The sequence below is a fragment of the Corynebacterium genitalium ATCC 33030 genome, from assembly GCF_000143825.1.
Taxonomy (GTDB): Bacteria; Actinomycetota; Actinomycetes; order Mycobacteriales; family Mycobacteriaceae; genus Corynebacterium; species Corynebacterium genitalium.
The window spans coordinates 1,568,991-1,591,677 of record NZ_CM000961.1; the positions used below are offsets into that span (position 1 = coordinate 1,568,991).

The 22,687-nt window shown below is 62.5% G+C and carries 20 protein-coding genes; 18 read left to right on the forward strand and 2 right to left on the reverse strand.

Annotated features, from left to right (window positions below; all coding sequences use genetic code 11):
• Window positions 1-44: 44 nt before the first annotated feature.
• On the reverse strand, window positions 45-1,232 hold the full coding sequence (locus HMPREF0291_RS07400) for an IS481 family transposase (RefSeq protein WP_005287373.1): 1,188 nt from the start codon (window positions 1,230-1,232) through the stop codon (window positions 45-47).
• A gap of 438 nt (window positions 1,233-1,670) precedes the next feature.
• Window positions 1,671-3,134 (reverse strand): MFS transporter, encoded by a 1,464-nt coding sequence (locus HMPREF0291_RS07405; RefSeq protein ID WP_005289891.1) that lies wholly within the window; start codon window positions 3,132-3,134, stop codon window positions 1,671-1,673.
• A gap of 188 nt (window positions 3,135-3,322) precedes the next feature.
• Between HMPREF0291_RS07405 and HMPREF0291_RS07410 the strand changes: the two genes are divergently transcribed.
• From HMPREF0291_RS07410 to HMPREF0291_RS07495, 18 genes are all read left to right on the forward strand, one after another.
• Window positions 3,323-4,072, forward strand: a complete 750-nt coding sequence (locus HMPREF0291_RS07410) for a copper resistance CopC family protein (RefSeq protein WP_005289893.1) — start codon at window positions 3,323-3,325, stop codon at window positions 4,070-4,072.
• Window positions 4,073-4,182: 110 nt separating this feature from the next.
• Window positions 4,183-6,246: a threonine--tRNA ligase gene (gene thrS, locus HMPREF0291_RS07415; RefSeq protein ID WP_040423667.1), complete on the forward strand. Its 2,064-nt coding sequence runs from the start codon at window positions 4,183-4,185 to the stop codon at window positions 6,244-6,246.
• The gene (locus tag HMPREF0291_RS07420) at window positions 6,203-6,802 is read left to right on the forward strand and encodes an ATP adenylyltransferase (protein ID WP_050748809.1); all 600 of its coding nucleotides are present in this window, start codon (window positions 6,203-6,205) and stop codon (window positions 6,800-6,802) included. Before thrS ends, HMPREF0291_RS07420 begins: the two co-directional genes overlap by 44 nt.
• On the forward strand, window positions 6,795-7,448 hold the full coding sequence (pgsA, locus tag HMPREF0291_RS07425) for a phosphatidylinositol phosphate synthase (protein WP_040423670.1): 654 nt from the start codon (window positions 6,795-6,797) through the stop codon (window positions 7,446-7,448). Before HMPREF0291_RS07420 ends, pgsA begins: the two co-directional genes overlap by 8 nt.
• On the forward strand, window positions 7,441-8,358 hold the full coding sequence (locus HMPREF0291_RS07430; protein WP_005289902.1) for a phosphatidylinositol mannoside acyltransferase: 918 nt from the start codon (window positions 7,441-7,443) through the stop codon (window positions 8,356-8,358). The genes pgsA and HMPREF0291_RS07430 overlap by 8 nt, the downstream gene beginning before the upstream one ends.
• Before the next feature lie 7 nt (window positions 8,359-8,365).
• On the forward strand, window positions 8,366-9,460 hold the full coding sequence (locus HMPREF0291_RS07435) for a glycosyltransferase family 4 protein (protein ID WP_005289904.1): 1,095 nt from the start codon (window positions 8,366-8,368) through the stop codon (window positions 9,458-9,460).
• Window positions 9,451-9,930, forward strand: coding sequence for a hypothetical protein (locus HMPREF0291_RS07440; protein WP_005289906.1), 480 nt, complete (start codon window positions 9,451-9,453; stop codon window positions 9,928-9,930). The genes HMPREF0291_RS07435 and HMPREF0291_RS07440 overlap by 10 nt, the downstream gene beginning before the upstream one ends.
• Window positions 9,931-9,941: 11 nt before the next feature.
• A complete protein-coding gene (tesB, locus tag HMPREF0291_RS07445; protein WP_005289909.1) occupies window positions 9,942-10,790 on the forward strand; it encodes an acyl-CoA thioesterase II in 849 nt (282 codons plus the stop codon).
• Window positions 10,791-10,857: 67 nt separating this feature from the next.
• The gene (locus tag HMPREF0291_RS07450) at window positions 10,858-11,613 is read left to right on the forward strand and encodes a YebC/PmpR family DNA-binding transcriptional regulator (protein ID WP_005289912.1); all 756 of its coding nucleotides are present in this window, start codon (window positions 10,858-10,860) and stop codon (window positions 11,611-11,613) included.
• 86 nt (window positions 11,614-11,699) lie between these two features.
• A complete protein-coding gene (ruvC, locus tag HMPREF0291_RS07455; RefSeq protein WP_005289914.1) occupies window positions 11,700-12,245 on the forward strand; it encodes a crossover junction endodeoxyribonuclease RuvC in 546 nt (181 codons plus the stop codon).
• Window positions 12,246-12,252: 7 nt separating this feature from the next.
• Window positions 12,253-12,876, forward strand: a complete 624-nt coding sequence (ruvA, locus tag HMPREF0291_RS07460) for a Holliday junction branch migration protein RuvA (RefSeq protein WP_005289916.1) — start codon at window positions 12,253-12,255, stop codon at window positions 12,874-12,876.
• A complete protein-coding gene (ruvB, locus tag HMPREF0291_RS07465) occupies window positions 12,877-13,953 on the forward strand; it encodes a Holliday junction branch migration DNA helicase RuvB (RefSeq protein WP_005289918.1) in 1,077 nt (358 codons plus the stop codon).
• A gap of 25 nt (window positions 13,954-13,978) precedes the next feature.
• On the forward strand, window positions 13,979-14,344 hold the full coding sequence (gene yajC, locus HMPREF0291_RS07470) for a preprotein translocase subunit YajC (RefSeq protein WP_005289919.1): 366 nt from the start codon (window positions 13,979-13,981) through the stop codon (window positions 14,342-14,344).
• Between the two features lie 73 nt (window positions 14,345-14,417).
• Window positions 14,418-16,583: a protein translocase subunit SecD gene (secD, locus tag HMPREF0291_RS07475; RefSeq protein ID WP_005289921.1), complete on the forward strand. Its 2,166-nt coding sequence runs from the start codon at window positions 14,418-14,420 to the stop codon at window positions 16,581-16,583.
• A gap of 2 nt (window positions 16,584-16,585) precedes the next feature.
• Window positions 16,586-17,824 carry a protein translocase subunit SecF gene (secF, locus tag HMPREF0291_RS07480; RefSeq protein ID WP_005289923.1) on the forward strand — a complete coding sequence of 413 codons (1,239 nt, stop codon included), beginning with the start codon at window positions 16,586-16,588 and terminating at the stop codon, window positions 17,822-17,824.
• A 66-nt stretch (window positions 17,825-17,890) separates the two neighbouring features.
• Window positions 17,891-19,597 (forward strand): ABC transporter substrate-binding protein, encoded by a 1,707-nt coding sequence (locus HMPREF0291_RS07485; protein ID WP_005289925.1) that lies wholly within the window; start codon window positions 17,891-17,893, stop codon window positions 19,595-19,597.
• A 55-nt stretch (window positions 19,598-19,652) separates the two neighbouring features.
• On the forward strand, window positions 19,653-20,261 hold the full coding sequence (locus HMPREF0291_RS07490; RefSeq protein WP_005289928.1) for an adenine phosphoribosyltransferase: 609 nt from the start codon (window positions 19,653-19,655) through the stop codon (window positions 20,259-20,261).
• A gap of 9 nt (window positions 20,262-20,270) precedes the next feature.
• On the forward strand, window positions 20,271-22,550 hold the full coding sequence (locus HMPREF0291_RS07495; RefSeq protein WP_005289930.1) for a RelA/SpoT family protein: 2,280 nt from the start codon (window positions 20,271-20,273) through the stop codon (window positions 22,548-22,550).
• Window positions 22,551-22,687 lie beyond the last annotated feature (137 nt).

The window sequence follows — 22,687 nt, forward strand, 5'->3', positions numbered from 1 at the left end:
CGGCGTCTTGGTGTTTATTTTTTCCAAGGCGCCGGTTGTGGTTTTCAGGTCAGTGGGGGTTGGCCTTTTCGCCAGTATGGTTTTTGGTAGTTGCGGGATGTGTCGATGTAGTGCTCGGTGATGGGTTCGCCGGTTTCTTTTAGTGATGTCGTGATGTGGTTGTCGGTGATGATCATCAGGACTTCTTCGCCGCTGTGGGCTCGGCCGATTCCTAGGCTGTAGAGCCTGCCGGCGTAGCGGATGGTGACTTTGCCGCTGGCGGCGACGACGTCGTTGCGGGTGCGCCATTCTTCTTTCGGGGTGAAGGTTGGTTCAGCTTTAGGTCCTGTTGTGTAGGCCTGGTGTGGGGTACGGCGTCCGAGTGATCGGTGGGGGCGTTCGGTGTTGTAGTAGGCGGTGAATTCGTTGAGCTGCCGTTGTAGTTGGGGGATGGTTTCTGCTGGTGGTTGTGCGTTGATCCAGCGTTTGAGTGTTTGGTGGAAGCGTTCGATTTTGCCTTGGGTTTGTGGGTGGCCTGGCCGGCCGTTTTTCTGCTGGATACGGTTGTCGTTAAGTGTTTTCTCGAATGCGTTTCTGCCGCCTTTGCGTCCGGCTAGTCGGGCGGTGAACACCAGCCCGTTGTCAGTGAGTGTGGATGCCGGTGGGCCGTAGGTGTCGATGAGGCGCTGTAGTTCTGCTGCGACAGCTGGCCCTGTAAATGCTGGCCGGGCGGTGATCGATAGCAGGTAGCGGGAGTGGTCGTCGATGAAGTCGAGGACTTCTACGCGCCTGCCGTCGATGAGGAAGAGGTAGGTGATGTCGGCCTGCCAGCATTCGTTGGGCATGGCCGCTTCAAACCTGATGTAGGAGCTGCGTGGTTTCTTTTGCGGTTGCGGGGCAACAAGTCCGGCTTCAGTGATGATCCGGCGGATCGTCGATGTTGACGGCACACGCAGGCCTTGTTGTCCTAAGTGGAAAGCGATGGTGTCGGGCCCTGCGTCGAAACCTGCTTTGGTGAGTTCTTTGCGCATGTCGATGATGTGGTTGCGCAGGGTCTCCGGCACGGCATTGGGGTGGGTGTGCGGCGCGCGCGATTTGGGGGCGATGGCTTGTTCGCCTCCGGCGTCGAACTCGGAGAGGATCTTGTAGATGCGTTGGCGGGAGATGCCGAATCGTTTGGCGACTTTGGTGACTGGTTCGCCTTGATCGCGGACGGCTTTGACGATGGCGAGATTTCGGTTCGGGCTGTTCATCTGTCAACGATGTCCCGACTGATACCAGCACCGTCACTAAACACGCGGGGGTGGCGGGAGGTGTCAATGATGTCGCGACTGAGGTGTCAACCATCACCCCAGATTGTTTCTACCCCCTAAGTGTCAACAATGTCGCGACTGACCTGTCAACCATCAGGAATGCTGTCCCAGGCACGCCGTGTCAACTATGTCATGACTTCAGACACAGCTAGGACCACAGTATAGCCCCAGTTCTGGTCTGAACTGGGGTTTCTTTGTGCCGCGACTGCCGCTTTCGCGCGCCAGAGTGACGCAGAACGTTGAGGCCATAGATAAGGCCGAAGGGGGGCGCGGTGCGATTAGCTAGATCCAAACAGCTAGATCGTTCGGATTTGGGCCGAGAAAGCAACGATCTAGTCGTTGAGAACTAGTCAATCGGGAAGCGGCGGGCCGGTCGGTCTAGCGCGGTACTGCAGACTTCGGATTCCCGCGGAAGCACCATGCCGTAGCGACTCCGAAGAGGGCGGCGGCTGTGGCGACAAAGAGAATGACCACCTCGTGCGCGTGGGTGTACGCAGGAGAGGCGAGCGGGTTGGTGGTGGGGTTGAACATGGCGTCCATGCCGGCGCTAGCAAGCTCGGGCGGCAGGTTGGACGCGTAGACGGCAGGCAGAATGGAGCCAGTGATGGCGACGGTAATGAGTGTGCCGAACTCGTAAGAGACTTCCTCAACGCCGGCGGCCATGCCGGAGCGCTCCAGCGGGGCAGCACCGATGATGGCGATGGAGGACACCGACATGATGAAGCTCGAGCCCGCACCCAGGATAAGAAAGCCGGCGAGGAAGAGCGGGAAACTGTCCGATTGGGATCCCCACCAGGACATGACGGCACCGAGGGCGTTGGCGAGAAAGCCGGAGCCAATGATGCTGAGGAACCCGATCCGATCGAGCAACGCCCCGCCTGCAATGGAGAACGGGAATGCCACCAGTGCGACTGCGGCGATGGAGAGGCCGGCGTGGAAGGGGGAGAAGCCGTCGACAAGCTGAAGGCGTTGGGTGGAAGTCATCTCCATGCCGATGAGAACGAACATGCCGCCCGTCGCTGCGAGGACGCCGCCGGCGAAGATGCGGCTGCGGAAGATGTCGAAGGTGAGAAGGGGGTCGTCGAGACGCTTCTGCCGCTGATGGAAAGCGACAGCTCCAACGACTGTTGCGATCACAGCACCGATGAGAAGCGCGTTTCCGGACCCGGTGCGGGTGGCTTCCTTGATGGTCATGGTCAGGCCCGACAACGCCAACAGGGCGTAGGCCGAGCTGATGAAGTCCCAATGTTTGGCGGGGTTGGCCTTATTCGGCGGGCCGAGGAGGACTGTACCGGCGAGTGCAACGGTGACGATGGGGACATTGATGAGGAAGACGGAGCCCCACCAGAAGAACTCGAGCAGGAGACCGCCGACAAGCGGGCCGGCAGCTGCGCCGATGATTGCTGTCGACGCCCAGATGCCGATGGCGACGTTGCGCTCGTGCTCCTCGACGAAGATCTGGTTGATCAACGCCAGTGTTGCCGGCATCATCGCAGCAGCCCCGGTGCCGAGCACCGCACGCGCCGCGACAAGCGCCCACGCGGAGGGGGCGAATGCGGCAGCGAGCGAGGCGAGACCGAAGATGACTAGGCCGATGAGGAACATCTTTTTGTGGCCGATCTTGTCGCCAAGCGTGCCCGTCCCCAGCAACAGGCCGGTGATGAGAAGGGGATAGGCGTTGATGATCCACAACGACTGCAAAGGGGTGGCACCGAGCTGCGCGTTCAGCGCTGGAAGCGCGGTGTACAGGATCGCGTTATCTAGCGCGACCATGACCAAGCCGAGGGAGATGACCGTGAAAAACGGCCAACTACTTGCGGTGGGGACACGATCGCGGGACACCCGGCTAACCTACCCCGCGAAACCGCGTCGGGTAAGTCGAGCCCCGAACCACCCGGGGCTTGTGGGCGCTTTGTCCAGTTCTACTGCAACAGCAGTTAGCCTGGATATGACCCTGACTGTTCGCAGTTTCGCAGATTCGCAGTTTCGCAGTTTCGCAGCAGAGACGTTAAGACGCTAAGGAGACTCCCATGGCTGGATTGCGCCGCCGCAGTATGGCGCTCATCGTTGCCGCACCCGCACTCGCATTGGCGGCCACGCCGTTGGCGCACGCTCACGACTCAGTGGTCAGCGCGACACCGGGCATTGAGGAAACGGTGACGGAGTTCCCCGAGGAATTGACGCTCGAGTTTTCCGGGAATCCGAAGCCGGACTTCAACACTTTCGCGCTGTCGCGCATCTCCGACGACGAGGTACTGTTCAGCGGCGAGCCTGAGGTAGACGGCCGCAACGTGAGCATCGATGTGCCGGACGGTCTGAACCCAGAGCCGGGTGACTACCGGATCGGTTTCCAGATCACGTCCTCCGACGGGCACGCGACAAAGGGCATGACCCAGTTCACTTATGCCCCCGACGGAATGCAGGCTGCCCAGGAAACCGAAGACGCGACCGTGCACCAGGAGGACTCTTCTGAAGTGGGGTCTGACGAGACATCGCAGAACTCCGATGAGGTGACCGACGGAGGCTACACCTGGCTGTGGCTGCTCATGGGTGTCCTGCTGCTCGGCGGTGTCGGCATTGCTGCGATGGGCAAGCGCCAACAACATAAGAAAGCGGATAAGCGGATCCGCGACTTGGACTACAACGAGACCAAAGAGGGTAACCAGTACAACCGCTCCGGCCACACCGGAGCCGGCTACACGGCAGGGGAAGGCACCCAGGGAGCCGGCACCGCCGAGCGTGAAACCGACGGAGAAGACGGTGTAGATCCGCGCAACTAGCAGGTCTGTGACCGGCCCGGGGTAAGATCGCACACGCGAAGCACCAAGACCAGTGCCAGCGGCCAGGTATGCCGCCGGTGCGCGAGCGCAAAGGAGCGCTGAAAACAGATATGTCGAGCGGGATGTCCCCAGCCCCAGCTTTCGAGCCTTTCGAGGTTCCTGCCGGTACCCCGGTCGGGGCGGCAATGCGGGAGTTGAACCTACCGAATAAGGGCGAAGACGCCATTGTGGTCGTCCAGGATGAGGAAGGCACTCTCAAGGACCTTTCCCATGTGCCCGAGGAAACTGCAACCTTCATGCCGGTAGCGGCCAACACGGAACTGGGTCGCAGCGTCATCCGCCACTCCTGCGCGCACGTGCTGGCGCAGGCTGTCCAGGAGGAATTCCCCGACGCGAAGTTGGGTATCGGCCCCGCTATCAATGATGGCTTCTACTACGACTTCGACGTCAAGGAGCCGTTCACGCCTGAGGATCTGAAGACGCTGGAAAAGCGGATGAAGAAGATCATCAAACAGGGCCAGAAGTTCGTCCGTGGTGTCTACGCCTCGACCGAGGAAGCAGCGGAAGACCTGAAGAACGAGCCGTACAAGCTTGAACTGATCCAGGACAAGGGCTCGGTCGATCCGAATTCTGACGAGGCCACCGAAGTCGGGGCCGGTGACCTGACCCACTACGACAACGTCAACCCGCGTACCGACGAGGTCGTCTGGCACGACCTGTGCCGCGGCCCCCACGTGCCCACCACGAAGTACATTCCAGCCTTTGCGCTGACCCGTTCGTCGGCAGCCTACTGGCGCGGCGACCAGTCCAACGCCGGTCTGCAGCGCATCTACGGCACTGCCTGGGAAACCAAGGAGAAGCTCGAAGAGTACCAGCACATGCTGGAGGAGGCGGAGAAGCGCGACCACCGCCGCCTCGGTGCCGAGATGGATCTGTTCTCCTTCCCGGACGAGGTCGGCTCCGGTCTGCCGGTCTTCCACCCGGACGGCGGCATTGTGCGCATGGAGATGGAAAACCACTCCCGCAAGCGCCACCTGGAGGCGGGCTACTCGTTTGTCAACACCCCGCACGTGACCAAGGGTGACCTGTTCCAGCAGTCTGGTCACCTGGACTGGTACGCCGACGGCATGTTCCCGCCAATGCAGCTCGACGGCGAGTGGGATGAGGACGGCAACTGCGTCAAGCAACCGGTGGACTACTACGCCAAGCCGATGAACTGCCCGTTCCACAACCTCATCTTCGACTCCCGCGGGCGGTCCTACCGCGAGCTGCCGCTGCGCCTATTCGAGTTCGGCACCGTCTACCGCTATGAGAAGTCCGGCGTGGTGCACGGCCTGACCCGTGCCCGCGGCTTCACGCAGGACGACGCGCACATCTACTGCACTGAGGACCAGCTGGAGCAAGAGCTGACTGACGTCCTCGAGTTCATCATTTCCCTGCTGCAGGACTACGGCCTGGATGACTTCTACCTGGAGCTTTCGACGAAGGATCCGGAGAAGTACATCGGCGACGACGACATCTGGGAGCGTTCGACGAACATCCTGGAGTCCGTGGCCACCAGGTCGGGCCTAGAGCTGGTGCCAGACCCGGCGGGTGCTGCCTTCTATGGTCCGAAGATTTCGGTGCAGGCGCGCGATGCGATCGGCCGCACCTGGCAGATGTCCACCGTTCAGCTGGACTTCAACCTGCCGGACCGCTTCAACTTGGAGTACACGAGCTCCGATGGCACCAAGCAGCGCCCGGTGATGATTCACCGTGCTCTGTTCGGTTCTATTGAGCGCTTCTTCGGCGTGCTGCTGGAGCACTACGCCGGCGCGTTCCCCGCCTGGTTGGCACCGCGCCAGGTGGTGGGCATTCCGGTGGCGGACGAGTTCGCGCCGCACTTGGATGCCGTCACTGACAAGCTGCGCAAACGCGGAATCCGCGCGAGTGTGGACCACTCGGATGACCGCATGCAGAAGAAGATCCGCAACCACACCACCGGCAAGGTGCCGTTCATGCTGCTCGCCGGCGCGCGCGATGTGGAGGCGGACGCGGTGAGCTTCCGTTTCCTCGACGGCAGCCAGGTCAACGGTGTGCCCGTGGATGAGGCGATCGAGCTGATCAGCCAGTGGGTAGACGGCCAGAACAATGAGCAGCCGAACGAGGTGTCCATTGAGGCACAGCGACAATAACGGCCACGCGTACGTCGACCAGGGCGTGGGCGAGCCGGACCGGCTCACGCGCCTGTGGGCACCGTACCGCTCGAACTACATCTCGAAGATCCCCGGCCAGCAGAAGCGGCACGAAGACCCCTTCCTAGCTGCCCCGGAGGAATCAGACGAGGATGGGCTGATCATCGCCCGCGGGGAGACGGTGTATGCGCTGCTCAACCTGTACCCGTACAACGCCGGGCACCTCATGGTCGTGCCGTACCGCAAGATTGCGGATCTTGAGGAGCTGTCGGAAGAGGAGACGGCGGAGATGGCTGTCTTCGCCAAGTTGGCGGTGCGCACCCTTAAGCGCGTGTCCCAGCCGGAGGCGATCAATGTCGGGCTCAACCTAGGCAAGGCCTCCGGTGGTTCGGTCGGTGACCACCTGCATCTCCATGTCGTACCTCGGTGGGCAGGGGACTCGAATTTCATGACCGTCATCGGTGGCACCAAAGTGTTGCCGCAGCTGCTCAAGGACACGCGCGCACTGCTTGCGGAGGCGTGGGCCGAAATCTGCGATGAGGACGCCCGTGCTTAGTGTGCATGGGAGGAAGACGGCGGCGCCGGTGGCTGAGCCCGTCGCAAAGCTTCTTCTGCGCATGGGCCTGAGTCCCAACGCCGTGACGCTGCTGGGAACGCTTGCCGCGATCGCCGTCACCGTCGTGCTTATTCCCACTGGCAATCTGGTGTGGGCGGCGGTACTCATCGCTTTCTTCTCCGCCTTCGACATGGTCGACGGCACGATGGCGCGTCTGCGCGGAGGCGGTACCGCGTTCGGCGCGACGTTGGACGCGAGTTGCGACAGGCTTACCGACGGCGCACTGTTCGGCGCCATCTGCCTCTGGCTCATCTACGTCGACCAGGCGCATCCAGCGCATATCGTCGTTGCCCTTACTGTCCTCGTGCTCTCGCAAACCATTAGCTACATCAAGGCGCGCGCGGAAGCGGGCGGTTTGAAAGTCGACGGTGGCTTGGTGGAACGCCCCGAGCGGCTCATCGTGTCGCTGGTCGGGCTGTTCTTAGAAGGGCTTGGTGTACCGCACGCGATTGAATGCGCGCTATGGCTGCTCATGGTTGGCTCCGTGTTCACGGTGGTGCAGCGGCTGATCATAGCCTCCCGCGATCCCCGCGCGCAGCAGCGCATTGCCGCGCCCGCCGGCGCTCCGGAGGCAGCCAATGTCTAAGGAGAGCATTGGCGAAAAGCTCAGCGCCGCGGGTTACATCGCCGGGTGGAAACTCGTGCGCCGCATGCCGGATCCTGTGGCGGTGGCGTTGTTCAACGCGGGTGCGGATTACGCTTCCGGCAAGGGCACGGGACCGGAGATGCTGCGCCGCAATCTCACCAGGGTTGTGGGGGCGGAGAATGTGACGCGGGAGTTGGTGCGGGCGTCGATACGCTCCTACGCGCGCTATTGGCGCGAAGCCTTCCGCTTGCCGGCGATCGCGGGGAATGAGGCGCTCATGGCGCGGCTCGACGAAGACGTCACTGGCCGCGAGTACGTCGATGCCACCCTCGCGCGCGGCAAAGGCCTCATTCTCACGCTGCCGCATTCCGGGAACTGGGACATGGCAGGGATGTGGTTCGTGCAGCGCTACGGCGGCTTCACCACCGTCGCAGAAAGGCTCAAGCCCGAAGTGCTTTTCGACGCGTTCGTGGACTACCGGCAGCAACTCGGATTCAACGTTCTCGCCGCCACAGGGGAAAAGGTGCCGCCGTACCAGCAGATGAAAGAGGTGCTGGCTGCCGGCGGGGTGGTGTGCCTCATGGGGGAGCGCGACATGACGCCGCGGGGAGTGCCCGTGTCCTTCTTCGGTGAGCAGGCGACGTTCCCGGCAGGCCCGGCGAAGCTCGCTTTGGAGACCGGCGCCGGGTTGCATGTGGCGCACTCATGGTTCATGGGTACGGACCGTGATCCGCGCTGGGGGCTATCGGGCTCCCCGGAGGTGGAGGTGACCACCGTCGAGGAGACAACGCAGCGCGTGGCGGATCTTTTCGCCGCGAACATCGCCGCCCACCCCCAGGACTGGCATGCGCTGCAGCCGGTCTTCCTTGCTGACAAGAAAACCCGCAAGCCTCGCACGTACGGGGAGTGAGGCCGGAATGCGAATTGGCATGGTGTGCCCGTATTCCTTCGACCACCCCGGCGGGGTGCAGGCGCACATTCTCGACCTCGCAGAGGTGTTCATCAGCCAGGGGCACGAGGTCGCAGTGCTCGGGCCGGGGACGGACCCGTCAGAAGTGCCGGACTACGTGACGCTCGGTGGGGGCACTGTGCCGCTGAGCTACAACGGCTCGGTGGCGCGCATCGCGTTCGGGCCGAAGACCTTCCGGGTCGTGCGGGACTTCCTTCTCGCCGGGGACTTCGACGTCCTTCACCTGCATGAGCCGAACGCCCCCAGCTACTCCCTAGCCGCGCTCATCGTGGCACGCGGCCCGGTGGTGGCGACGTACCACGCGTCGGCGGTGTCATCGACCTTATTGAAACTCGCCAGGCCGTTCCTGCGGCCCGCACTGGAGAAAATCGACGCGGGGATTTCCGTCAGCGAGATGTCCCGCCGTTGGCAAGTGGAGCAGCTTGGTGGGGACCCGTTGCTCATCCCCAACGGGGTGGAGAGCGCACGGTTCCGTGACGCGCAGCGACACAGTGACAGCGGCCCGGTTAGCCTTGTCTTTCTTGGGCGTCTCGACGAACCTCGCAAAGGGCTGGGCATCTTCCTCGACGCCGTAGTGTCTCTGCGGGCGATGGTGGACTGCGAGTTCCGTGTCACCGTCATCGGGGGAGGTACCCACCGCGCGTTTCCTGGCGTCGACTTCGTCGGACGGGTCACCGAGGAGGAGAAAGCGCAGATCCTCGGGGAGGCGGACATCTATGTCGCACCGAACACCGGTGGGGAGTCCTTCGGCATCGTCCTCGTGGAAGCAATGGCTGCAGGGTGTGCTGTTGTTGCCAGCGACATTGAAGCTTTCGCCGCCGTTTGCGACACAGAATCTGACACCCCAGCCGGCCTTCTCTTCCCGGTGGGGGACTCTGACGCTCTTGCCGCCACCCTTGCCGGACTCATCCAAGACCCATCGGCGCGCGCACAGCTGGCCCGCGCCGGGCAGGCCCGCGCTCTTCGCTACGACTGGGGTGTCGTCTCCCGCGAGGTGATGGAAGTGTATGAGACCGTGATGGGAGGGCAATCGTGGAACTAGTGATCGCGGTTGTGTGCGTGATTGTTGCTGTCCTAGCGATTGTGTCCCTGTGGGCAGTGCTCACGGCCCGCCGTCTCGACCGGCTCCACATCCGTCTCGACCGCGCGCATGACGGCTTAGGGGCAGCTCTGGACCGCCGCATGGCGGTTGTCGCCGCCCTGTGCCCGCCGCTTGCGCCTGCAGCCCGGGAGGCGGAGAGCATCGGGTTTGCCCCAGCACAGTTTCATGACCGGCTTCTGGCGGAAAGGCGCGTGCTCGACCAGCTACCCACCCTGTCGTCCCGGGTGCAGGCAGCGGAACTCGCGCGCGCCGACGAACGCGTGGGTTTAGCGCTGCGCTTGTACAACGATGCTGTGTCAGCGGCGCGCGCCGTGCGCCTCAAACCGGGGGTGAGAGCGCTGCGGTTGGCCGGTACAGCACCAATGCCGGAATTTTGCCCGCAGCCTCCGGGAGAGGTTCACTCGGGCTAAGGTGTTTGTTCATGGACTTCGTAGTACCCACCATTGATGAGATCCTGAATCTGGAGCAGCTGGACTCCGACATCTTCCGCGGCACGGGCGTGTTCACCGGTCTGCAGCGCACCTACGGTGGACAGGTCGCCGCGCAGTGCTTGTCCGCGGCCACGAAAACAGTGGAGGACGACAAGATCGTTCATTCCCTGCATGGGTACTTTGTCCGCCCCGGCCAGTCCGACAAGGACACCATCTTCGTTGTTGAGCGGGTGCGTGACGGCCGCAGCTTTGCCACCCGTGTTGTGCGCGCGATCCAGGACGGCAAGGCCATCTTCCATATGGAGGCCAGCTTCCACGTCACCGACAATGACGGCATTGAGCACTCCGACACGATGCGCACCGTCCCGGACCCGGAAAACGTGGTTCCGTTGGAGCAGGTGGACGGCCCGCTGAAATTCTTCAAGCTGTGGGCGAAGGACTGGGACGTGCGCATCGTGCCCGAGGACGAGTTCGACCACAACAAGTACACACCCAGCCAGCAAGTCGTGTGGTTCCGCTCCAAGAAGGAGCTTCCCGACGACCAAACATTCCACATCTGCACCCTGGCCTATATGTCGGACCTGACGTTGTTGCACTCCGCGCTGGTGCCGCACCGTGATGCGCATGTGCAGATGGCGTCGCTGGACCACGCGATGTGGTTCTTGCGTCCTTTCCGCGCCGACGAGTGGATGCTCTACGACCAAGTCTCACCGTCAGCGCACGCTGGCCGCGCGTTGACCCAGGGCCGCATCTTCGACCGGGAGGGCAACCTGGTGGCAATGGTTGTGCAGGAAGGGCTCACGCGCACACTGGAGGAAGGCAAACCGGCCTTCAAGTAAGTGGCTGTGGCACCCCTCCGTATACTGAACAGCCGACACTTCATCACCGCGTAGAGGGGAGAGGCACATGGCAGGCCACTCAAAGTGGGCAACCACGAAGCACAAGAAAGCGGCTAACGACGCGAAGCGCTCCAAGCTGTGGGCGAAGCTGATCAAGGACATTGAGGTCGCGGCACGCACTGGCGGTGGTGACCCGGCGGGCAACCCGACCTTGGACGACATGATCAAGAAGGCCAAGAAGGCCTCCGTTCCCGGTGACAACATTGAGCGTGCACGCAAGCGCGGTTCCGGCGAAGAAGCTGGCGGTTCCGACTGGGAAGACATCACGTACGAGGGCTACGGGCCCAACGGCGTGGCCATGTTGATTCAGTGCCTGACGGACAACCGCAACCGTGCAGCTACTGAGGTCCGCACCGCCATGACCAAGAACGGCGGCAACCTGGGAGAGTCCGGTTCTGTGGCCTACATGTTCGCCCGCAAAGGCGTGAACACCGTGGCCAAGGGCGAGCTGACTGAGGACGATGTCCTTCTGGCAGTGCTTGAGGCTGGTGCCGAGGAAGTCAACGACCTGGGTGAGTCTTTCGAGGTCGTCTCCGAGGCATCTGACCTGCACGCCGTGCGCGACGCACTGCAGGAAGCTGGAATTGAGGTCGAGGAGACCGAGCAGGACTTCCGCTCTTCAGTCGAGGTCGATCTGGATCTCGATGGCGCGAAGAAGCTGGAGAAGCTTATCGACGCGTTGGACGACTCCGACGATGTCCAGAACGTCTACACCAACATGACGCTTTCCGACGAGGTGGCGCAAGCTCTGGCCGCAGAGTAAGCAGAGTACGTCGGTCCCCGGTTGTGTCCACACCGTGTGGTAGAACAAATGTGTGACTCCGAAGGTCGGGGTGGACAAGGGGAGCGATGAACCTCGAAGGCCTGCGTGTGATGGGCATTGACCCGGGCTTGACCCGGTGCGGCCTGTCTGTCATTCAGGCTGGGAAGGGACGCCAGGTCATTCCTGTGGCGGTGGGTGTTGTGCGCACCCCCTCCGATGCTGAACTGGCGCACCGTCTGCTGCGTCTGTCGCAGGCGGTGGAAGAGTGGATCGACGACTACCAGCCGGACGTGATCGCCATGGAGCGCATTTTCGAACGCGGCAACGTCTCCACAGTCATGCATACCGCCCATGCGGTGGGCGTGATGGTGCTGGCGGCGGCGAAGCGCGACATCCCCGTGCACATGTACACCCCGTCCGAGGTCAAGAAAGCGGTCTCGGGCAACGGGCGCGCGGACAAAAAGCAGATGACGTCCATGATCACCCGCATCCTCGGGCTGGGCGCGCCACCGAAACCAGCTGACGCCGCTGACGCGCTGGCAATCGCTGTATGCCATTGCTGGCGCGCCCCGTTGCTCGCGCGCGGCAACGCCGCAGCGTTGGCTTTGAACTCCACCACAGGAAAGGCGTAGTGAACCCATGATCGATTCGCTCAACGGCGAGGTCATCTCCATCGGCTTGGACCACGCGGTCATCGAATGCGCTGGGGTGGGGTACCGTTTCCTGGCCCCGCCGCCGACGCTGGCCCGTCTGGTCCGCGGGGAGACAACCCGTGTGCTGACCACTTTGGTGGTCCGCGAAGACGACATGACGCTCTACGGGTTCACTGACGATGACGCGCGCAGCATGTTTCATCGACTCACCGCAGTCTCGGGGCTCGGACCCAAACTGGCCATCGCCGCTTTGTCTGTCTTCACCCCAGGTGAGTTGGCCGCCCACATCACTTCCGGGGACGCGAAGACGATCCAGTCGATTCCGGGTGTGGGCAAGAAGATGGCTGACCGCATGGTGCTCGAGCTCAAGGACAAGCTCCAGGGGCTCTACCCGGGGGCAGCCCAATCGGAGGCGCCGGAGGCCGCTGGGGAGGTGCCGCCGATAAGCGGAAGCTCGTTCGCGACGGAGCAGGTCGTGGAAGCTCTCGTCGGACTGGGCTTCCCGGAGAAGAGCGCGCGGGCTGCTGTCGATGCTGTCGCGGCAGAGAACGACGGTGCTGAATCTTCTGTCTTGCTGCGCGCTGCGCTGAACAGATTGGGGAAGAAGTAAATGTCGGATGTGGAAAAGACTGAGTTCGAACTTCCGCCGGAGCTCGCGCGCCAGGTCAATTCGCCTATCGACGCCACTGAGCACACCGAGGAACGCGACTTCGAGAAAGCACTGCGCCCGAAGTCGATTGATGAGTTCATCGGTCAGCCGAAAGTCCGCCAGCAGCTCGGGTTGGTGCTCGAAGGCGCGAAGAAGCGCAATGTCGTTCCCGACCACATTCTGCTGTCCGGCCCGCCCGGCCTGGGTAAAACGACGATGGCGATGATTGTTGCGCAGGAGCTGGGGACGTCGCTACGCATGACGTCTGGTCCCGCGCTGGAGCGTGCGGGCGATCTGGCGGCGATGTTGTCGAACCTCATGGAAGGCGACGTGCTCTTCATCGACGAGATTCACCGCATCGCTCGGCCCGCCGAAGAAATGCTCTACATGGCGATGGAGGATTTCCGCATTGACGTCATCGTCGGCAAAGGGCCGGGAGCAACATCGATCCCGCTGGATATTCCGCCGTTCACCCTCGTGGGCGCCACCACGCGAGCGGGCATGCTCACCGGGCCGCTGCGCGACCGCTTCGGGTTCACTGCGCAGATGGAGTTCTACGACGTAGACGACTTGACCCGGGTGATCACACGTGCGGCATCGATCCTCGGGGTGGACATCGACCGCGACGCCGCGGTGGAGATCGGCTCCCGCTCGCGCGGCACACCCCGTATTGCCAACCGTCTTCTGCGCCGCGTGCGCGACTGGGCTGAGGTCAACGGCGACGGCCGCGTCACGGTCGAGGCGGCCCAACAAGCTCTCGAGGTTTTCGACGTCGACGAGCTCGGACTCGATCGCCTTGACCGGGCCGTGCTGGAGACTTTGATCAAGTCTCATGGGGGTGGCCCGGTGGGCGTGTCCACGTTGGCGATTGCGGTCGGGGAGGAACCGTCGACAGTTGAAGAGGTCTGCGAACCGTACCTTGTTCGCGCTGGGTTAATGGCGCGCACAGGACGTGGGCGTGTGGCTACTGCCTCGGCCTGGCACCACCTTGGAATGACACCGCCGCCGGAAGCGCCGGGACAGCTCCATTTGTACTGACTGAGCTATGCCACAATGAGGAGCCATGGATTTAATTCTTCTGCTTCTTGTTTTCGCCCTGTTCGCGCTGCCCATGATTGTGATGTCGCGGGTGAACCGCAAACGCATCGCTGAGGCCAAACAACTGCAGGCGTCTGCGAAGCCGGGCGATCGCATCCTCACTGTCTCCGGTTTCTACGGAGAGATTGTCGGCGGCACCGAGCAAACTGTGGAAGTGGAACTCGCCCCGGGCGCTGTCGTGACCATGGACCGCGCCGGTGTGATGAAGATTATCGACGATGAAACAGTGCAGCCGGGCGCTGAGAATGCCGGTAGTGCTGACGGTTTTAGTGCTGACGATGGTGAGCACCCCGAGGGCTACGTGGACCCGGAGCAGGATCCGCGCCCGTAGCACCCGGCCGGAACCGGCTTATTCAAATCCGGGTCCATGCCGTACGATCACCTTTTGAAGATTTTTCCCCGCCATGCCCCGGGGCCGACCATGGCTTGCGGAGCGCGGCGGGGTTGACGCAGTAGGTTATGAGGAGAGCACGTACGTGACTTCGAAGACTTCCAAGAAACGATCCTCTCGCGAGGGGGGATCGAAACGGGCGTGGCCGGCACGTGCGCTGGCGCTGTTCGCGCTCATTGTCGTGGCTACCTACGCCCTAGTGTTCTTCACTGGGGATAGGACGGCTTCTCCGAAGCTGGGTATCGACCTGCAGGGAGGTACCCGTGTCACACTGGTGCCTCAGGGCGAGCAACCCACGCAGGAGCAGCTCGATCAGGCCCGCACCATTTTGGAGAACCGCGTCAACGGTATGGGCGTGTCCGACGCATCTGTTGTCGTCGACGGCAACACCTTGGTGATCACGGTCGCTGGTGAGGACACCTCCGAAGTACGCAACATCGGCCAAACCTCCCAGCTGCTGTTCCGTCCGGTCGGCCAGCAAAGCCCGATGATCGATCAGGAAGCGTTCCCGGACGTTTTCGGTGAGATGGCCAACCGCTGGGTCGAATACCGCGTACTCACCCCGGAGGAGGCGGAGACTACCGTCAAGCAGTTCGCTGACGGCATGAACCAGCAGATCGAGGCCATGAAGAGGGCTCAAGAAGAGCAGGGCGAAGAGGTCCCGGAAGGGATGGAACTGCCAGAGCCGATCGAGGCCCCGGAGATCACCGCTCAGCCGAAGCCGGAACCGGACAACACCCTCGAGGCGTCTGACTTCCGCCAGGAGACTACGGAGATGCTTCGCGAGGACCGTCAGTCTGATGACCCGACGAAGCTGCAGGCCGCCACCATCCTCATGCAGGCTCTGTGCACGCCGAAGGGCGAAGATGGCACTGTCCCGGCCGATCCGCTGGCGGGTACCGACGATCCGACCAAGCCCCTGGTGGCCTGCGATTCCAGCGGCGGCCAACCGATGCTGCTCGAGGCCGTGCCGCTGCTGCAGGGCGTGGAGGATCCCGAGGGGCCGCGCCTGACCGGTAGCGAGATTGACACCAACCGTCCGATCACGGGCGGGTTCAACCCGCAGACGGGCCAGATGGAGATTAACTTCGCTTTCAAGCAGGACGGCGAGTTCAACGGTTCCTCCACCTGGGCTGAGCTGACTGGTGCCATGGTGGGCCAACAGGTCGCCATCACGCTGGACTCGCAGGTCATCTCCGCACCGCAGATTCAGTCGCCCACTCCGGTCGGTTCCGCGACCTCCATCACCGGGCAGTTCACCGAGGAGGAAGCTGAAACTCTGGCGAACAACCTGCGCTACGGTGCATTGCCGCTGTCGTTTGCCGGTGAGAACGGCGAACCGGGTGGAACTGCAATGACGGTTCCGCCGTCACTGGGTGTCGCCTCCCTCAACGCAGGCATCATCGCAGGTCTCGTCGGCCTGTTGCTCGTGGCCGCCTACGTTTTCTACTACTACCGACTGTTCGGTGTGATCTCACTGTTCACCCTATTCGCCGCTGGCGCCTTGGTGTACGGCGCCCTCGTGCTGCTGGGACGCTGGATCGGCTACACGCTCGACCTGTCGGGTGTGGCCGGTTTGGTCATCGGTATCGGTACCACCGCCGACTCCTTCGTGGTCCTCTACGAACGCATTAAGGATGAGGTCCGCCGCGGGAGAACCTTGCGCTCTGCAACCCTCAATGGTTGGGATCGTGCAAAGGACACCATTGTCACCGGTAACATCGTCACGCTCATTGGTGCCGTGGTGATTTACATCCTCGCTGTCGGTGAGGTCAAGGGATTCGCCTTCACCATGGGTCTGACCACGATCTTCGACCTGTTGGTGACCTTCCTGGTCACTGCACCGCTAATGATTCTCGCGTCCCGCAACCCGTTCTGGGCCAAGCCGTCCGTCAACGGTATGGGCAAGGCGTTCGAGGCAGCGAAATCCAAGAATGCTAACCCGAGGAAGTCCGTGCGCCGGGCAAAGCAGCCGGCGCTCGTCGGCGCTGGTGCTCCGGTTACCGCAGGGGTCAACGAGGACCTGGAAGACAGCGATCTCAAGATCGTCGAAACATCCCAGGACACGACCGGAGTCCCGGTCAGCGACTCTGATCCCAGTACCGCACCGGACTCCATCCGCACCGATGCTACGCGCGGCAGCACGCGCTTCACCGCCGGCAACGAAGAGGAGAAGTAACCATGACTACCTCCGTCAACGCTCACGACAACGGAGCTACTACCTCCGACTCTGCTGCCACGGCGGCAAAGACCACGCAGACGAAGCAGACCACGGCCACCAAGGGTGTGGAGCGCCTGTATGAGGGCTCTGGTGCGATCGACTTCGTCGGCCGTTCGAAGCTGTGGTACCTGATCACCGTCGCGCTGCTGGTCATTTCGATCGCGGCCATGCTCATTCGCGGCTTCAACCTGGGCATCGACTTCGAGGGCGGCACCAAGATGACGATGCCGGCCGGCGATCTTGTGGCTGAGGAAGTGGAGGAGACCTTCGTCGATGCCACGGGTGTCACCCCGGAGCTGACCCAGATCGTCGGTGCCGGTGACGCGCGCTCGCTGGAAATCAACTCGGAGCACCTTACTCAGGAGCAGATCGACGCTGCCCGCCTGGCCATCTACGAGCAGCACCAGCCGAAGGATGCTGCCGGCGAAGCGACCCCCGACGCCATCGGCGACTCGACTGTCTCCGAATCCTGGGGTTCCACGATCACCCAGCGCATGATCCTGTCGATGGTGATCTTCCTCATCGCCGCCGCCGCGTACGTGGCCATCCGTCTGCAGCGCAATATGGCGATCGCGGCCATGCTCGCCCTGCTTATCGACGGCATCATCATCATGGGCATCTACTCGCTCTTCGGCCTGGAAGTCACCCCGGCGATGATCATCGGTCTGCTGACCGTGCTGACCTTCTCGATCTACGACACCGTCATTGTCTTTGACAAGGTCAAGGAGAACACGGCAGGCGTCTTGGACTCGCGCAGGTCGACGTATGCGGAGGAAGCGAACCTGGCAGTCAATCAGACTGTCATGCGTTCTATCTCCACCTCTGTCATCTCGGCGCTGCCGATCATCGCCCTGATGGTTGTCGCCGTGTGGATGCTCGGTGTGGGCACCCTGCAAGACTTGGCGCTCATTCAGCTCATCGGCGTTGTGGAGGGCATTTTCTCCTCCCTGTTCCTGGCTACTCCGCTGCTGGTCAGCCTGACCAACATGCAGAGCAAGTACAAGCAGCACAACCAGGCTGTGGCTGACTACCGTGCCGGCAAGAACGGTGCGGAAGACGGCGACGCTGACGACGCTGATGTTGCTGGTGGAAAGTCCAAGCGCACGGTGACCTCTCCGGTGACGTCGGCTTCCTACAATGAGGTCGAGACGGATGCGGCACGCACAACCACCACGACGTGGAGGCCGAGCCAGCGCTAGTGTGCTGGTTTGTAGCCTAAGCTCAAACGCTATCGAGACAATGTCCGGAAGGAAGGGGAACTACCCGTGAGGTGGAACCGTGGAAAGCAGGTCGCGGCTATACTTGCCGTGTCAGCGATGGTGTTGAGCGGGTGCAGTGAATCTGAGAAGGACTCCTCCAGCGCTGATGCTCTTGATTCCTTCGGCTACCAGCTGTCGGACCCGCTGGTGACCACCAACGCCGGGTCAAACGTCGGTGATTCCTTGAAGATGCAGCGCTTGTCTGGCCGCGTGTTTCCCGGAGTCTTCGTTCCCGGGCCGTCCGGTCAACGCATCCCGAACACCGACCTGATGGAAACGCAGGTTCTCCCCGGCCCGCAGCGCCAAGTCGTGTACACCTTGTCCGACCAGGCTGTGTTCTCCGACGGTGAGCCGGTGACGTGCGACGACTACACCCTTGCCTACACGGCTGGTGCCAACCCGCAGATTTTCTCCTCCCACATGCCGCAGATGCAGCAGGTGGAAAGTGTTGACTGCAAGCCGGGCGCGAAAGAATTCACGGTCGTGTTCGAGGAAGGCAAGGGTGGACGCTGGCGCGAACTCTTTGGCGCCGGAACGGTGCTGCCGGCGCACGCGATCGCGCGCAAGCTGGGGATGAGCAAAGCCGAACTGACTACCGCGCTGCAGGACATGAATGAGGACGTCCTCGCAAGGACGGCGGATGTGTGGCGCTACGGCTTCACCATGGCTGGGTTCGATCCAGAGCTGCAGGTGTCCTTCGGCCCGTACTCGATTGAGAGCGTGGGCGAGGGCGGCGAGGTCACCTTAGTCCCCAACGAGAACTACTACGGGGACGCACCGGACATGGACCGCATCGTTGTCTGGCCGCCGTCGAAGGATTCGACAGAGTTGCAGAACGTCGGCGCTCTCATGGTCGCTGACCTCAATGACCACAACCCGGAGTGGTTCCACGCTGAGCCGCTGCCCGATGAAGGGGCGCACGCCGACGACGCGGTGGCTGGTGACAACCCCGACCACACTGAGCCGACTAACGAGGATCAGTCCGTGGAGGACAGTGACGCTCCGGAAAGCCACCAGGAGCTGCAGACCGTGATCGGGGAGATGACGGACACGCTCGTGTTCGCCGACGCAGGCCCGTGGGCGACCAAGGAGAACCGTCAGGCGTTGTCGAAGTGCATCGATAATAGGGCGGTGGCGGAGGCGTCGTCACGCGTTGCCGGGATTGAAGTTCCCGTCTCGCCTGTCCACGTGCTCAACCACAACGATCCTTTGGCGCGCCGCCTGGGCGATATTGCGAACCCGCACATAGAGCAGAACATCGAGGAAGCGCAATCTGCGTCGGGCGTCGAGCTGCGCGTGGGGTACGCGACGCCGAGCCCGCGCATGCAAGCCATGGTGGAAGAGATGCGGAAAGCGTGTGAACCCGCCGGCATCACTGTCACCGACGTGACGGGCCCCGGGAAAACCCGCGCCGACCTGATGAAGCGTGAGCCGGCCTGGAACGACCGCGCTGAATCTGAGCCGATTGACGCGTTCCTTGGTGCCGTCGACCCGATGAGCGAATATGACACCTCCAACGCTCGCTCCGAAGAGCTGAGCAGCCTGCGCTCGGAAGAAGAGCGCCTCTGGGACGAGGTCCCGTCGATTCCGTTGTCGGCGCAGCCGCGGACGTTCATTGTGAACAAGAACATCCAGAACGTCGTGGTCTACACTGGCCCTGTCGGGATTGGCTGGAACATGGACCGCTGGCTGGTCCCCGGTTCGGAATCCTGAACCCCCGCCTAGCCGTATTGAGCCCGCGCAATCCACGTAAGGACGCTGTCGCACCGTGAATACCCCTGCCAACAACCCTGAAGAAGCCCTCGCTAACGAGCACGGCAGTAAGCCGAAGTACCGCAGCGCGCGCGAGGCATTGGCTGACAAGATGCGCTACGTGCAGGACTTTCCCGAAGAGGGAGTGTTGTTCGAGGATTTGACGCCGGTGCTCGCAGACGGCGACGCGCTCCACATCGTCATCGAAGAGATGGCCCAGGCGTCCCAGAACCTCGGTGCCGACATGATTGGCGGTCTGGACGCCCGCGGCTTCCTGCTCGGCTCCGCGGTCGCCTATGAGATGGGGTTGGGTATCTTGGCGATCCGCAAGAAGGGGAAGCTGCCCCCGCCGGTGATCAGTGAGGAGTACTCGCTCGAGTACGGCGAAGCAGCGCTGGAGATTCCGGCGGAGGGCATGAATGTCGAAGGCAAGCGCATTGTGCTTGTCGACGATGTTTTGGCCACCGGTGGCACCCTCGTCGCAGCCCGCCACTTGATTGAGCGTGCTGGCGGCACCGTCGCCGGATGCGTGGTCGTGCTCGAGGTGTCCGGTTTGGGCGGACGTGAGCGCTTGGGCGATGTTCCGCTCGTGGTCATTAACAGCGGTGAGCCGGACGCAGCCTAGAATGTCCGTATGACGTCGACCGACAAGCCCCAACGCCGATCGGGCGCGTCCATGCGCAGTGTTTCCGCCCGCCTCGCGCGGTCGCTGACCGGTGGACGCCCGAAGACGAACCCGGTGTTGGAGCCGCTGTTCGCGATTCACAAGAAGTACCACCCCAAGGCCGACGCTGAGGTGCTTACCCGCGCCTACGACACTGCAGAACGTTTGCATGAGGGTGTGTCCCGCAAGTCCGGTGACCCGTATATCACCCACCCGCTTGCAGTGGCCACGATCTGCGCGGAGATCGGTATGGACACCACCACCGTGGTCGCCGCACTGCTGCACGACACGGTGGAGGACACCGACTACTCGCTCGCGGATCTCACGGAAGACTTCGGGCCTGAGGTCGCGCGGCTTGTCGACGGTGTGACCAAGCTCGACAAAGTCGCCTTCGGCTCCGCCGCTGAGGCAGAGACAGTCCGCAAGATGGTCGTGGCCATGGCCCAAGATCCGCGCGTGCTGGTGATCAAGGTGGCCGACCGGCTGCACAATATGCGTACGATGCGCTTCCTGCCGCCGGAAAAGCAGCAGAAGAAGGCCCGCGAAACCTTGGAGGTCATTGCTCCGCTGGCGCATCGCCTGGGAATGGCGACGGTGAAGTGGGAGCTCGAAGACCTGGCTTTCGCCATCTTGTACCCGAAGAAGTACGAGGAGATCGTGCGCCTTGTCGCCGAGCGCGCCCCCTCGCGCGACCGGGCCCTGAAGGAGATCACCGCGGAGATTCAGACCGAGCTGAAGACCAACGGTGTGAAGGCCGATGTCATGGGGCGTCCGAAGCACTACTGGTCGATTTACCAGAAGATGGTGGTGCGCGGCCGCGACTTCAACGAGATCTTCGACTTGGTGGGCATCCGCATCTTGGTGGACAACGTCAGCGACTGCTATGCGGCGATCGGCGTGGTCCACTCGATGTACTCGGCGATGCCGGGCCGGTTCAAGGACTACATCTCCAACCCGCGCTTTGGCGTGTACCAGTCGCTGCACACCACGGTGATGAATGATTCAGGCCGCCCCTTGGAGATCCAGGTGCGCACGCACGAGATGCACTATAACGCCGAGTTCGGCGTGGCTGCGCACTGGCGTTACAAAGAGACGAAGGGCTCGCACAAGGGCGACCAGGCCGAGCTGGACCAGATGACCTGGATGCGCCAGTTGCTCGACTGGCAGAAAGAAGCGGCCGACCCGAACGAGTTCCTCGACTCGTTACGCTACGACCTGACATCCGCCCAGATCTTCTGCTTCACCCCGAAGGGTGATGTGATCAACCTGCCATCTGGGTCCACTCCGGTGGACTTCGCCTACGCCGTCCACACGGAGGTCGGTCACCGCTGTATCGGCGCGAAGGTCAACGGCAAACTGGTCGCGCTCGAGTCGACACTGAAGTCAGGCGACCGCGTGGAGGTGTTCACCTCTAAGGACCCCAACGCCGGCCCGTCACGCGACTGGCAGGACTTCGTCGTCTCGCCGCGTGCGCGCAACAAGATCCGCCAGTGGTTTGCCAAGGAGCGCCGCGAGGTGCACCTGGAAGCCGGGCGTGACGCGCTCGCCGCTGAGGTGCAGCGCGGCGGTTTGCCGATGCACCGCTTGTTCACGACCGACTCCATGAACAAGGTGGCCGCTCAGCTGCACCATGACGGCATTGATTCGCTTTACGCGGCGATCGGTGCTGGCCAAGTTTCCGCCAAGCATGTGGTGGGCATGCTCGTTGAAATGCTCGGCGACGAGGATGACGCCGTCGATGCGCTCACCGCGCGCACCCCGATGTCAGAAATGACCAAGGCGCCCAGCAGCTCCGACGGGCCCGGCATTCTGGTGCAGGGATCCCCGGATGTCATGGCGAAGCTTGCACGTTGCTGCCAACCGGTGCCGGGTGATGAGATATTCGGGTTCGTCACCCGCGGCGGGGGAGTCTCGGTGCACCGTTCCGATTGCACGAATGCGGACAAGCTCCGTGCGGAAGAAGCACGGCTTATCGACGTCGCCTGGGACCGCGGATCCCGCCACGGCGGCGTCTCCCTGGCCACCATGCAATTGGAGGCGCTGGACAAGCAGGGCTTGCTCGCCGAACTCACCCGGGTGCTCAACGACCAGAAGCTGCCTGTTATTGCTTTCAACCACCGCTGCGACGACGACCACATCGCTACCGTGCGTTTCACATTCCAGGTCTCAGACACCAAACAATTGGGCACCCTGATGAACCAGGTGCGCAACATCGAGGGCGTTTTCGACGTCTACCGCGTGACGGCCTAAGGCGACTCGCTACCGCGCGAGAACGCTCCTACCGATCACCGGGGTGGGGAAGCAACAGCGTTACACTGACTGACCATTGGGGCACGCCTGTATAAGCATGAAAAAGACCGCCGGAAAAACCCGGCGGTCTCATGGGC